The sequence below is a fragment of the Marisediminicola antarctica genome, assembly GCF_009930795.1.
Classification (GTDB): domain Bacteria; phylum Actinomycetota; class Actinomycetes; order Actinomycetales; family Microbacteriaceae; genus Marisediminicola; species Marisediminicola antarctica.
In genome coordinates this window covers 2091023-2103794 of sequence record NZ_CP017146.1, presented here as the reverse complement: position 1 = coordinate 2103794, position 12772 = coordinate 2091023, and the positions used below count along the sequence as shown (strand labels likewise).

Below are 12772 nucleotides of genomic sequence, written 5' to 3'. Positions count from 1 at the left end.
CGGCGGCGGGCCACGTCGCCTAGACCTTCGGCGTCGGTCCCTGGCCGATGGCCCAGACACGCGGCGGCAGCCGGCCGTTCACGGAATAGTCCCCGACGATGCGCGCCTTGAATACCCACGGGTTGTGGTTCGCCGCGGTGCGGGCGTTGCGCCAGTGCCGGTCGAGATTCTTCGTCTGGCTCACCCCGCTCGCCGACAGGGCGTTGAAGATGTTCGAGGTCGCCCTCGTGGCGAGGTCGGTGAGCACCACCTGCGCCTGCGCGGTCTCAAGCTCGGCGACGTCGTTGCGGCGCTCCTCCTCGACCACATCGCCGAGGAACGCGCCCTCATAGGCATCCTGCAGCGCCCGCGCGGCGAGCTCCACCGTCGCCCGCGCGGCGTAGGCCTGCGAGGAGACCTCGCCGACGACCTGCAGGATCTGGGGGTCGGCGGCGAAAGAGTCAGCGTTGCCGTGGGAGAAGATGCGGGTGCGGTTACGCACCTCGGTCGCAACGTCACGCTCGGCAGCGGCGATGGTGCCGGCGAGGACGGCGAGGAGCACGGCCTGGTAGAACGCCGTCTGGTACTTGAACCGCGTGTCGAAGTCGAACACGTTCTCCTCCTCGACGACAGCTTCGACGAACGTGCTCGTGCCCGACCCCGTGGTCTGCTGGCCGAAGCCGTCCCAGTCGTCGCGGTGGGTGACCCCGCTCTGGTGCGCATTCACGACCGCGATGACCTTGACCTGGTTGTCGGTGCGCTGCGCGAAAGTGTCGATCCAGTCGGCGAAAATGCTGCCGGTCGAATAATACTTTGTGCCGTTGATGCGGAACTCGCCCGCCGGTGCGCCGGCGACCGGCCCGACCTGGGTGCCGACCTCGCCGATCTTCACCGCTCCGACCTCGGTCCACGAGTTGCCGGCAATCTCCCCCGCGACGAACCGGGCCAGCCAGACGTCGCGCTGCGCCGGTGCCACGAGGCGGTCCTCGACGAAGGCGAAGTGGCCGCGCAGCGCCTGCGGAATGTTCGAGTCCGCGGCGGCGAGTTCAGTGAGCAGGCGGAAGAGCTGCGGCAGCGATGCACCGGCTCCCCCATCGGCCACCGGCACGCGGACGGCCCCGAATCCGGCGGCCGTGAGCTCGGCGATCTCCGCGTACGGGAGACGGTGGTCACGTTCACGGTCGGCCGCGCCGGCGGCGATGCGGTCGAAGATCGGCCGGAAGCGCGCGGCAAGGCTCTCGTAGTCTGCCGTGCCGGCGGACGCGGCGCTGCTGGCAGTGGCGGCGGTGCTGTGTGATGCTGACATGGTGTTGCCTTCCGTTGGGGGCTCTCATCGTTGGCTGCTCAGGCCACAGTGGTCCCCCGGGCCGCGACGACACAACAAAGTTGACTTTCTGTGACCTCCGGTTGCGGCGGATGACCCAGGGCGCGCGATGTTAGGCGGCGGCGGGTAGCATCCCGCGTTTCGAGGGAGCCTCGGCTACGGCATCCGGGTGAACGGAGCGCGGCGCATGTAGGCGTCGAGCGGTACCCCATCGCGCACCGCGATGAGGAATTCGGTGCGCGAATAGCCCGACCCCTGGGATCGGGCACCGTTCCAGGGCTGGTATCGCGGGGCGGGCCAGACCTCGACCGCGAATTGGGCCCAGGCGTCGTCGTAGCGCTCGTTCTGGGGCCGCCGACTGCGCGCGGCCCGAGCCACGGCCACACACGCGACGACACTGAGCCAGAGCAGCACGTCGACGAGGACGAACACCGCGGTAGCGGCGAACCCGGGGCCGGATGCCGGCTCGAGCAGGAACCGCAGGCAGACCAGGGCGGCGACGCCCGCGAGAGCGGCGAGTCCGATGCCGATGGACTTCGGCAGCAGCTCGAGCCGGGAGTCGGTTGTGACCGCCATCGAATGGGTCACGTCGAGCGGATCGATCCCCGTGCGCGACTCGACGCGGTGCGCGGCCTCGAGAAGCCGGAGGCGGTTGTCGTGGGCGAGCATGCTTTGAGATTATGCGAATGGGCCGGCTGGTACGCCGGGTTCTGTCCCCGTTCCCAGCCTTGCGGCTGGGAGCGGGTGACGGCCATCTATCTCGGGACTACGTTGCCGCAGCCCTCCAGCGGTCTACCCGGGAACTCGGCGGGCAGCCTCAAGCGTTCCCTGTCTGACCTTGCTCCGGGCGAGGTTTACCTAGCCGATCGGTCACCCGAATCGCTGGTGGTCTCTTACACCACCGTTTCACCCTTACCCGGGGCGGACCCCGGGCGGTTTACTCTCTGTTGCACTGTCTCGCGGATTGCTCCGGGTGGGTGTTACCCACCGCCCTGCCCTGTGGAGCCCGGACGTTCCTCGGCATCCGCGGGCTTCCTTGCGGAACCGCAGATGACGCGACCGTCTTGCCGACCCATTCGCATGGCCAATCCTACCGGGGGCCGGCCCTACCGCGATTCGGCCTAGCGCGAGTCGGCGGCAGCGCCAGCGTGCAGACCGGATTCGCTCGTGCGCACGAGGATCGCCTGGCTGTCCGGGCAAATCAGCACCTCGTCCGGTGCCGCAGATCGAATGATCGCCATCTCGTTCTCGAGCAGCTTGACGCCGCTCGCGCTCGACACTCCGCCACGCAGGTGCGAGGCGCCGAGGCCGTAGCGTGCGCGCTGGCGCTCATACAGCGCCACCAGCTCGGGCGCGACGGCACCCGCGATGGCCTGCCGATTCGCGGAGTTCACTGTGCGCTCCTCGGCAATCGACGTGAGCGAGGCGTCCCGTGCTGCGGTGGTGGCCGTCATCGCCTCGATCGCCTGCGCCTGCTCGGCCGTCGTCAGCCGCACCCCGTTCTCGAGCGTTTCGAGCTTCTCCATGACGACGAGTTCGATCTCCTCGAGCTCGTCGTGCCGGCGGCGCAGGCCGGAGAGCTCGTGCTCGAGCCCGGCGACATCCTTCACCGACGAGGAAGCCTGAAGCCTAGCGTCGTCCCGTGCGATGCGCGCCTCGATCACGGCGACGTCGGACTCGACCCGCTTCAGCTCGGTACGCGCATCCTCCACCGTGCCGGTCTCCCTCGCCCGCTGCAGCCGCAGCCTCTCCGCGTCCGCGGCGAGGCTTACGAGCTGCGTGACCTCCGGCAGATTCTTCGCCCGGTGGTCGAGCTGCTGCAGCTTCGTGTCGAGTGCCTGCAGGTCGAGCAGTCGTGCCTGTTCTTCGGGGCTGGCTTTGAGCGCCATGATGCCTCATTCAGTGATCGAGGGAAGGGTGGGTTGAAGGTGGATGTCACTGCACGACGACGAAATCCCACGGGTCGGTGCGCAGTTCGCTCACGGTCACGGTGACGCCCGGCAGGGCGGCGCGCAGCTCGCTCGCCGCGACGTCGAGCCAGAGCCATTCGCTGGCCCAGTGGGCGACGTCAATGAGGGCGGGCCCCCCGCGGTGCCGGGAGTTCTCGCGCGACTCCGAGGCGGGGTGGTGGCGGAGGTCGGAGGTGATGTAGACGTCGGCGCCGAGGACCGCGGGTTCGCCCAGCAGCGAGTCGCCGGCGCCGCCGCACAGCGCGACCGTGGTGACCTCGGCGTCGTAGTCGCCCGCGACGCGGATGCCGGATGCCGTGGCGGGCAGGATCTCGCCGAGCATCCGGGCGAGCCGGCCCAGGGTCGTCGGCCGCGGCAGCTCGCCGACGCGTCCGATGCCACGGTCGCTGTCGGTCGCGGCGACGATCGGCCGGATGCTGGTGAGGCCGAGCCGCTCGGCGAAGACCGCCGACGTTCCGGTCTCCACGACATCGGCGTTGGTGTGGGCGGAGAGCAGCGCGCAACCGGCGCGGATGAGGCGCGCGATGAGGGCGCCCTTGTAGCGGTCCTCGGCGACCGATGTGACCCCGCGCAGCAGCAGCGGGTGGTGCACGAGCATGAGCCCCGCGCCGAGCGCGATGGCCTCGTCGACCGACTCGGAGACCGCGTCGACGGCGAGGTGGATGCGCGTGACGGGGGCCGCCGGATCGCCGGTCACGAGACCGGGGGCGTCCCAGGCGGAGGCGCCGGACAGCGGCCACAGCGCTTCGACGACCGACCCTACTTCGGCGATGGATGCAGTCACGTGTGCCAGTCTACCGACGCGGCACGGGGACTCGTCCTGGGGCCCGCCGCCTCCCGCTTCGCCGTGGCGATGACGGCGACCCCGGTGAGGATCAGGGCGATGCCGAACCAGCCGAGCGGGGTGAGCCGCTCCCCCACAACTGCCACGGCGAGCACGGTCGCGACGACGGGTTCGAGCAGGGTGATGGTGGTCGCGGTGCTGCTGCGCAGCACCCGGAGGGCAGCTCCGAAGAACAGGTAGGCGACGAACATCGGGCCGAGGGCGAGGTAGGCAGTGATCGTGATCGTTCCGCCGGACTGCAGCAGCGGGGTGCCGGTCGCCAGCAGCACGGGCGTGAGCAGCACCGCCCCGAGGCCGAACATCGCCCCCATGATGGAGCGCCCGCGGTGGCCGGTCGCGATCGCGCGTGACGAGGCGTACGTATACTGCGCGTAGGCGGCGCCCGCGAGCAGCCCGAGCATCACGCCCGAGATCAGGTCGACGCGACCGGCATCCGCCTGGTCAGCGCCGAGCGGGAGTATCACGATGCCGGCGACGGCGATGGCCGTCGCCGCGCCCCACCGCCGGCTCGGTCGCCGGCGCTCGATCGCCCACTCGAGGATCGCGGCGAACAGCGGTCCGGACCCGAGCGCCACCACGTTGCCGATCGCGACACCCGCGAGGTCCATCGCCGAGTAGAAGGCCAACGGGTAGACGAACACACCGATCGCCCCCAGCGCGATCCAGCCACGTGCGCCAGGATCGCGCAGGGCGCGCACAGCGCCACGCACCGACACGAGAAGCAGCAGCGTGCCGCCGATCGCCATGGTGGCGGCCCCGGTCGCGAGCGGGCTCACTCCGTCGGGGAGAAAGCTCGCAGCAGTGCCGGTCGTGCCCCAGAGCACGGAGGCGATGATGAGCCCGATGGCGCCGGAGCCGGTGCCGAGCGCCTCGGAGCGGCGCATGCGAACGGTTCTCTCAGCCCTAGTAGCTGCGGTTGCGCGCAGCGATCAGGATCGTGCCGACCCCGGCGACAAGCACCGACGCCGTGACGACGATTGCGACGGGCTGCGCCTTGAGTTCCTCGGGGATCCTCGCCGCGACACGGTCGCGCAGGTCCCGCGCCCGAGCCGGCACGTCGAGGTCGTAGCGCAGGGCGGCGATGGTCTCGACGAGGCGCGCCCTCGTCACATCCACGTCCTCCTTGATCTGCTCCGGAGTGCGGATGTCGCGGGGCTTCTTCGGCTCGGGTTCGGGCTCGATGCCCTTGATCGCGCGGGCCTTGGCCATGGACCTGTGCTTCGACCGGTTCTTCATGATCGCCGAGATCAGGCTGCCGAGGTTGAGCTTGTCCTTCTTCTTCCGTGCCATTGTGCACCGTCCTCACATGTCGTCAGCGTCGTGTGTCATGCCTCCCCAGACTAAACGGGGTTGATCAGCTCAGCCCTGTCCTCGCCCCGGATCGGCGCAACCTCGTACAGTTCGAGCGCCTCACCAACCGGCACGGACGCCTCGACGGCCGCGTCGACGAAGGACTGGTCGGCCTCGATCGTCGGGTCGAGCCAGTCGTCCCACCAATCTTCGGGCAGGGCGACAGGGGTACGTTCGTGGATGTCGCGCAGGCCGCCGACCGCCTCGCGGGTGAGGATCGTGGTGGTCAGTACCCAACGTGCCGGGTCGTCGTTCGCGAGGGAGGCATCCTTCCACCACGAGTACAGCCCGGCGAAGGCGAGCATCCCCTCCGGAGGATGGATGTAGTACGGCGTCTTCACATCGCCGACCGTCTTCCACTCGTAGTAGCCGCTCGCGGGGATGATCGCGCGCTTGGAGCGCACCGAGGCGGCGAAGAAGGGCTTCTCGGTGGCCGTCTCCGACCGGGCGTTGAACGTGGGGAACTTGGTCGCGAGGCTCGGGGAGAACGACGGGGTGAGCGACCAGCGCGCCGCGGCGATCCGGCGCACGGGAAGCTCGTCGCCCCTGACCGAGTCGATCACCACCGAGACAGAGTCGGTAGGGCGGATGTTCCAGGACGGACCGGGCAGGTCGTCGCCCTCGATCTCGATCTCGAACAGTCCGAGCAGGTCACGGTGCTCCCCCGCGACAACGAATCGACCACACATATCTACATCCTGCCGCACCGCCGCTGCGAGACTGGCAGGGCCCGGTCATCCATTGGCACTACTCTTGCGAGGTGTTCCTTCGACTGGTCCAGATATCGCGACCTGTGTTGTGGGTGAATACGATCGGCACGACGGCGATCGCCATGTGGCTCACGGGCGATCTGTGGCGGTGGGACGTCGTTCCCCTGTTGTTGTGGGCCACGTTGCCGTTCAATCTGCTCATCTACGGCGTGAATGACATCTTCGACCAGGAGACCGACGCGCTGAATTCGCGGAAGGGCGGCCTCGAGGGCGCCCGGATCGCCGCATCCGAGTCCCGGCGCATCCTCGCCGCCGTCGCGCTGACGAATGTGCCCTTTGTCGTCTACTTCGTCGTCGCCCTGCCGCTGGACGCGCTTGCCTGGATCCTCGCGTACATTGTCATCTTCGTGCAGTACTCGGCGCCGCCACTGCGGTTCAAGGCGAGGATCTACCTGGACGCTGTGAGCAACGCCGCCTACGCGTTCCCCCTCGTATTCGTGCCTTTGGCCTTCGGGGAGTCCCCGGTCTGGGGCGCCGCGATCGGGCTGATGGCCTGGAGCGTGGCCAAGCATACGTTCGATGCCGTGCAGGACATCGACGAGGACAGAGCCGCCGGCATCGTCACCACGGCGGTGCGCTTGGGGCCGGAGCGGGCAGCGTTGTGGAGCGCTGTCTGGTGGTCGGTGTCCACCGTCTGCTTCGCGTTCGTGAACATCCCGGTTGCCGTGGTGAACGCCCTGATCGCCGGCTGGCTGCTGCTGCGGCTGCGCCGCGATCCGACCCCGACCGGCGCGCGCCGCCTCTACCGGTATTCGATCGCGTTCCCGTATGCGGCCGGTTCGGTGGCCGGTATCCAGATTGTGGCTGCCCTGCTGCTCGGGGTCTATTCGTGACCGCGGCGACCCAACGGCGGATCGTCGTGCTCGGGGCAGGCATCGGCGGTCTCACGGCAGCCGCGCTGCTGGCGAGGGCCGGGCACGATGTGACGGTGCTCGAGGGCAACGACTGGGTCGGCGGCAAGAGCCGACGGATCGAGATCGGCGGCCAGCGAATCGACACTGGCCCCTCCCTCGTCACATTCCCGGCGGTGTGGGATGAACTACTGCGCCGCTACGACGCGCTCGGCGCGAGCGGTGCGCCGAGCCGCACGGACGCTGCCGGGGGTGACTCGTCGCGGGGCCGGCTGCAGCTGCGGCGTCTGCCCGAGGTGGGGCGCTACTTCTACGGTGGGCAGACGGTCACACTGCCCGTCGAGGAGGGGCACCCGTGGCGGGCGGCGTGGGAGCGCTTTGATCGTGAGCACGGCGGCCTCGGACCCCAGATCACCTCCCTGCTCACCGCCGATCCGATCGACCCGAAGGCGCTTCCCGCGGTGGGTGCCCTTGCACGTCTGTATGGCACCCGACTCACGACCAAGCGCTTCCTGGACGCCCTGACCTGGATGCCCGAGGGTTTGCGCGAGGTGATCGCCATTCACACACTGAACGCGGGGGTGCCGCCCACCGGCAGCCTCGCGCTTTACGCGAGCATGCCCGCCGTGATGGCCAGGGACGGCGTGTGGGTTCCCGAGGGTGGGGTCTACGAGCTGCCGCTCGCCCTCCACCGCCTCGCGCTCCAGGCTGGCGCGAAAGTGCACACCGGGCAGAGTGTCGTGTCGGTGGAGAAGTCGCGGGTGCGCACGGGCGCGGCGGAGTACCGGGCCGATCTGGTGGTCAGCGCCCTCGACCCGGGGGCACTCGCCGGGTTGCTGGGCAGTGGGCCGCCCCGGGAGCGCGGTCTCACCTGCTCGGGCGTCGCCATCTACGGCGTGCTCGACCAGCTCCTGCCGAACGGCACGGCGACCCACTCCGTGGTCATTCCGGACGACCCGGCCGCCCTGCACCGCAGCCTCGCCGCGGGGCTCCCGCCCGAGCAGACGATGGCCTTTGTGAACTACTACCGGCCGGGCGAGATCTACCCCAACGAGAAGGCCACCGTCGCGTTGCTGCTGACCGCGCCCGCCGACGGGCGCCGGTACTGTCTCGACGACACCTTCGTGCGACGGGAGATCGGGCGCATCAGCGAAGTCATCGGACTCGACCAGCCCATCACCGAGTTGCTCGGCCAGTACGAGATTCTCGACCCCGAGTATTTCGCGGGCTGGGGTGCGACCGGCGGGGCGCTCTATGGCGCGACCCGCCCGCTCTGGCAGAGCGGCCCCTTCCACACACCGGCCTATCGGGACCCTCGACGCCCGTGGCTGTGGCGCGTCGGGGCATCCGTACACCCCGGCGGCGGAATCCCCGCGGTGCTCGGCGGGGCGATGACCGCGAGCGCGAAGCTGCTTCGGAGCCTGCGCGGCTGATTGCGCGGGTGCCAATGGGATTGTGGTGGCCCGGCGCCACCCCTGACGAGTACCACCTGGCGAGCGTACGGTTGAGGGATGCCCCATGACGCGTTGATCGGTCCGGTAGCCACGCCGGACCTTCACGTCATGACCTACAACATCCGCCGCCGCTTCCCCCACCACCGGCCATGGGGTTCAGACCGCTCGACCGCACGCAGTGGACTTGTCCGCCGTCTTCTCGCAGCCGAGCAGCCGACCCTCCTCGGCGTGCAGGAGGCCCTGGCCGACCAGGTCGCTTTCGTCGCGGATGCGCTCGGCCCCGACTACCTGTGGGTTGGCACCGGCCGCAATTCGTCCGGAGAGGACGAGCGGTGCGCCGTCTTCTACGACTCGCGGAGGCTGGAGGTGACCGGCTGGAAGCAGTGGGCGCTCTCGTCGACGCCTGACGAGCCTGGGTCGAGGTCGTGGGGCAACCTTGCGCATCGGGTCGTCGTCTCGGTGGACTTCATCGATCTGGCCACGGGGGCGCGCCTGCGCGTGTTCAACACCCACTTCGACCACCTCTCCTGGCGCTCGAGAACTGAGTCGGCAAAGTTCATGCTGCACCTCGTCCAGGCGGCCCGGGCCGCGGAACCCGACGCCGCGATCGTCGTGACCGGCGACTTCAATGCCGGGGTCGGCTCGGCGGCCTACCGCTGGCTCACGGAGGAGGGAACGCTTCGTGACGCGTGGGATGCGGCGGACACGCGCGTGACGCCGCAGTGGGCCACCTACTCGACTTTCCGCCACCGCCGCCGGCGTCCAGGGGGTAAACGCATCGATTTCATCCTGGTCGGGCACGGGGTCGACGTCGTGAGCACAGGCATCAACGCCGCACGTTTCGCGGGGAGGGCGGCATCCGACCACGAACCGGTGCAGTCGGTGCTGCGCTACGGCGAGGCTCTCGCGGGCGCGCCAGAGCAGGCAGGTGCTGCTACATGATCCGCACCCTGCTGCCGCCTGCCCGAGGATCGGCCGAGAGGACGGCGGACGGGCTGCGAGTGCTGGCCGCGGTCTGCATCGTGGTCGCGGGAATCGGCTGGGGACCGGCTTCGGGGGCGAGCCTCGCGGGTGTGACTGCGGGAATGTTCCTCCCCCGCCTTCTGCGCGTGCGGGCCAGCTTCGACATCGCGTTCGGCATCGGGGTGCTCGTCGCCGTGTGGAGCAGCGTGCTGCAGATCTACATCACTACCAGGTGGTGGGATGTGCCGATGCACTTGCTCACCAACGGGCTCTGGGCTGCGGTGGTCTACATCTCGCTCGTGCGCCTCGGGGTGATCGCTGACGCCGCGACGCTCCCCCGGCCGATGCTGTCGGCGGCCGTGATGACCACCGCACTCGGCCTGTCCCTCGGCGTGACCTGGGAGATCTGGGAATGGATCGGTCACACCTATATCGACGAGGGGATTCTCGTTGGTTACAACGATACGGTCGGCGACCTGTTCTGGGGCGGAGTCGGCGCACTTGTCGCGGGTCTGTTCCTTCCGTTCCTCACGAACCGCTCGGTGCGCCCCGAATCAGCGCCTCGGGCCGCCGAGCACTAGATCGTGCGTGCAGCGATCATGCCTGGAAAGGGTCGCCGCGGCGCAGGGCCTCGGAGGCTCTCGCGTGGGGTCGCCGGGAGGATTAAGGACATGAACGACACAAAGTGGGATGCCGCGGTGGAGTGCGTGGGTGGGGACGGCTGGATCGAGATGACCGAAAACGGGTGGGGTCTGCTCATCGCCCACCAGGCGCCGGTCGGCACACTCGGCCGCGCTCCGGTGACATCGGTGCCTCGGCCGGGCTGGGCGAGCAACGCGGACCGGGAAAGCGTCTGCGACGACATCGACGGATATCTGGCTGACGCTGGGGTGACCGCGCCTCCGCGGTACTTCCGCTGGTTTGTGCGCCGACCGAAGGCGGTCACCGACAACCAGTTCTGGTCGGCGATGGGCGGTGCCGTCGCTGCCGACTGGCCGGAGGACAACCACCCCCGCCATCACCCACCGGTGCTCGAGCGGGCGATCGCCGAACTTTATTCGGACGACCGATAGGCCCGATCTTTAGATTTCATGCAAAGAGACGCGTTCCGATAATTAGCGGAAATCAGCAGCTGGACCGACACCGGCAACATCGTGGGTGCGAGCGAGACTCCGTCCAGCCTGGTGATAGTGACGGACAGTGCCTGAGCGCCAAAGAGAGTGGCAAGTAAGAACCCCTCTGGAGGACGGGCGGTCATCTTCCACCAGGGTCGCGGTGGCGCGATCGGCTCCTGTCGACCGTGAAAGGTGCGGGCTGCGAATATCACAACCGCCGCGACCAACACTGACGCGGTCAGGAAGCCCGTCGGCGTGTCCACGGCACGCGAGACAGCCGCTGCAATAGGGAATGCAACGACGACCGCGACGACGATGGTGTTCACCTTCGTGGCCGTCCACGTGATTCGGCTGCACCGGGATAATCACTCGGGGGGGGGGGGGATGATCCGTCGTTCATCACGGGCCCGGCGTTGGAGGAAGCAGCACCACGTTTCCCACGTGACGCTTTTCAAGGAAGTCCCGTTGCGCGGCGGCAATCTCGCTCAGCGGGTAGGTGCGCTCAAGTAGCGGACGGATCTCGCCGCGTTCAACGTAGGATACGACGTCCGCAAACACGTGCTCGTCCCATGCGGTGCATCCCATGAGCCGCAGATCTCCTAGGTAGAGCGTGCGCAGATCGAGTTGAACGATGGGGCCGGCGATGGCACCCGAGGTCACATACGTTCCTCCGTGGCGCAGCAGGGCGAGCATGCTGCCAAACCCGTTGCCTCCGACGTTGTCGATCACGACGTCGATGCTCCCGGTGCCAATTTGCGCAACAGGGTCCTGTCCCCGCTCCAGGACCTCATCGGCACCGATTTCGATCACACGCTCGCGTTTGGCGCTGCTTGCGATCCCAATGACGTACGCGCCACGTCGCTTCGCAAGCTGCACGACGGCCGATCCAACACCCCCGGACGCCCCGGGGACGAGCACACGTGTGCCCGCGGTGATGCCGGCACGGCTCACCATGTTTTCCGCGGTTCCATACGCACACGGAATTGTTGCAAGCTCGGCATCGCTCCACGTGCTCTGGACTGGGAACACATCGCGGGACCGGACCACCGTGAATTGCGCAAAGGCGCCATCTCGATCTGACCCGAGCCACTCTGTTGCAGAGGAATCCCCCGGGTTCAGAGGCATACACGGGCGAATGAGTACGCGGGCGCCCACAATGGTTTGGTCGACCCCCTCACCAACAGCGATGACACGGCCACAGCAGTCTGCACCCTGAATCAGAGGAAAGGGCGTTGCCCCGTTCCAGCCACCATCGCTGCGATCTGCGTCGAGATCCTCGATCTCCGCTGACGAGTCGTTCGTGGCGGTCGACACCGCCGCGGAGTACCAGCCGAGTCGCGTATTGATGTCTGTGTTGTTCACCCCTGCCGCGAGTACCTGAACAAGAACTTCGCCAGGTCCGGCAGTTGGCTTGGGGACTGAGCTCAGAACTAGCCGATCGAAGTCACCAACACCCGTGGTGACCATGGCGCTCATGCTAGCCGCGTTCGCGCGGGGGGCTGGGATGCTGCGCTGTTGGCTCATGACAACAGCCTCTCAAAAACAACCACGACCCCGATAATCGATGCACTGCTCCACCTCGCCTGAGTATGTCCGCGTCAGCCGGACCCATCTTGATCAGCAGTCCCGCGAGGAGTAGCTTTACCGGAATTTGATGATCGGGCGGGGACCAGACGCCGTTTTCGGCCAGCTATCGCAGGTTTCGTCCCTCGTGCCAGACCAGTCAACGAATGCTGGGTCCCGGCCATCTGGCTGGAATGAAGTACCTCTATCCCTAGCTTGGAGAGACGTCGATGATATGGGTAGTCGGCTTGGTTACGATCGTCATCTTCGTAGTTCTGGCCATTCTTTACTTCAACGGGATGCTCGGAAACTCTGCCGTAACGTGAAAATTGGCCGTGGTACTCGTGGCTTCCGCTTTCGATTCGGTCATCTCCGGACCTACCACCCCCCGGCGGAGCGCGACTTCGGCCATTACGGGACATTGACCGGGTGTTTGAGAGGTGGGCCCTACCGGGCTCGAACCGATGACATCCACGGTGTAAACGTGGCGCTCTACCAACTGAGCTAAAGGCCCGTCGTCCCGCGGGACAACGCCCGGCAATGCTACAGGAATACAGTCACGAACATGAGCGCTGCCGCCCCAGCTACC

At 67.8% G+C, this 12772-nt stretch carries 13 protein-coding genes, 1 tRNA gene and 1 other RNA gene; 5 read left to right on the top strand and 10 right to left on the bottom strand.

Annotated features, from left to right (window positions below; all coding sequences use genetic code 11):
• Positions 1-19: 19 nt before the first annotated feature.
• From BHD05_RS09920 to BHD05_RS09885, 8 genes are all read right to left on the bottom strand, one after another.
• Entirely contained in the window at positions 20-1285 is a 1266-nt protein-coding gene (locus BHD05_RS09920) for an acyl-CoA dehydrogenase family protein (RefSeq protein WP_161886284.1), read from the bottom strand.
• A gap of 174 nt (positions 1286-1459) precedes the next feature.
• Positions 1460-1972 (bottom strand): hypothetical protein, encoded by a 513-nt coding sequence (locus BHD05_RS09915; RefSeq protein ID WP_161886283.1) that lies wholly within the window; start codon positions 1970-1972, stop codon positions 1460-1462.
• A 14-nt stretch (positions 1973-1986) separates the two neighbouring features.
• Positions 1987-2378: RNase P RNA component class A (gene rnpB, locus BHD05_RS09910), an RNA gene on the bottom strand.
• 46 nt (positions 2379-2424) lie between these two features.
• Positions 2425-3192 carry a zinc ribbon domain-containing protein gene (locus BHD05_RS09905; RefSeq protein WP_161886282.1) on the bottom strand — a complete coding sequence of 256 codons (768 nt, stop codon included), beginning with the start codon at positions 3190-3192 and terminating at the stop codon, positions 2425-2427.
• A gap of 46 nt (positions 3193-3238) precedes the next feature.
• Entirely contained in the window at positions 3239-4057 is an 819-nt protein-coding gene (locus BHD05_RS09900) for a Nif3-like dinuclear metal center hexameric protein (RefSeq protein WP_161886281.1), read from the bottom strand.
• Positions 4054-5001: a DMT family transporter gene (locus BHD05_RS09895; RefSeq protein ID WP_161886280.1), complete on the bottom strand. Its 948-nt coding sequence runs from the start codon at positions 4999-5001 to the stop codon at positions 4054-4056. The genes BHD05_RS09900 and BHD05_RS09895 overlap by 4 nt, the downstream gene beginning before the upstream one ends.
• A gap of 19 nt (positions 5002-5020) precedes the next feature.
• Positions 5021-5407, bottom strand: a complete 387-nt coding sequence (locus BHD05_RS09890; RefSeq protein ID WP_161886279.1) for a DUF3618 domain-containing protein — start codon at positions 5405-5407, stop codon at positions 5021-5023.
• Positions 5408-5457: 50 nt separating this feature from the next.
• The gene (locus BHD05_RS09885) at positions 5458-6156 is read right to left on the bottom strand and encodes an SOS response-associated peptidase (protein ID WP_161886278.1); all 699 of its coding nucleotides are present in this window, start codon (positions 6154-6156) and stop codon (positions 5458-5460) included.
• 113 nt (positions 6157-6269) lie between these two features.
• On the opposite strand from BHD05_RS09885, the gene BHD05_RS09880 reads away from it, so the two are divergent.
• The 5 genes from BHD05_RS09880 to BHD05_RS09860 all read left to right on the top strand — a co-directional run bounded on the left by BHD05_RS09880 (position 6270) and on the right by BHD05_RS09860 (position 10578).
• Positions 6270-7070 carry a UbiA family prenyltransferase gene (locus BHD05_RS09880; protein WP_236966495.1) on the top strand — a complete coding sequence of 267 codons (801 nt, stop codon included), beginning with the start codon at positions 6270-6272 and terminating at the stop codon, positions 7068-7070.
• Positions 7067-8521 carry a phytoene desaturase family protein gene (locus BHD05_RS09875; RefSeq protein WP_161886276.1) on the top strand — a complete coding sequence of 485 codons (1455 nt, stop codon included), beginning with the start codon at positions 7067-7069 and terminating at the stop codon, positions 8519-8521. The genes BHD05_RS09880 and BHD05_RS09875 overlap by 4 nt, the downstream gene beginning before the upstream one ends.
• A 78-nt stretch (positions 8522-8599) precedes the next feature.
• Positions 8600-9484 (top strand): endonuclease/exonuclease/phosphatase family protein, encoded by an 885-nt coding sequence (locus tag BHD05_RS09870; RefSeq protein WP_161886275.1) that lies wholly within the window; start codon positions 8600-8602, stop codon positions 9482-9484.
• Entirely contained in the window at positions 9481-10086 is a 606-nt protein-coding gene (locus BHD05_RS09865; protein WP_161886274.1) for a DUF2238 domain-containing protein, read from the top strand. Before BHD05_RS09870 ends, BHD05_RS09865 begins: the two co-directional genes overlap by 4 nt.
• A gap of 90 nt (positions 10087-10176) precedes the next feature.
• On the top strand, positions 10177-10578 hold the full coding sequence (locus tag BHD05_RS09860) for a DUF5956 family protein (protein ID WP_161886273.1): 402 nt from the start codon (positions 10177-10179) through the stop codon (positions 10576-10578).
• Positions 10579-11019: 441 nt separating this feature from the next.
• Here the strand turns inward: BHD05_RS09860 and BHD05_RS09855 are convergent, their stop codons facing one another.
• Entirely contained in the window at positions 11020-12096 is a 1077-nt protein-coding gene (locus tag BHD05_RS09855) for an alcohol dehydrogenase family protein (RefSeq protein ID WP_161886272.1), read from the bottom strand.
• A 528-nt stretch (positions 12097-12624) separates the two neighbouring features.
• Positions 12625-12697: transfer RNA gene (locus tag BHD05_RS09850), tRNA-Val, on the bottom strand.
• Between the last annotated feature and the right edge of the window lie 75 nt (positions 12698-12772).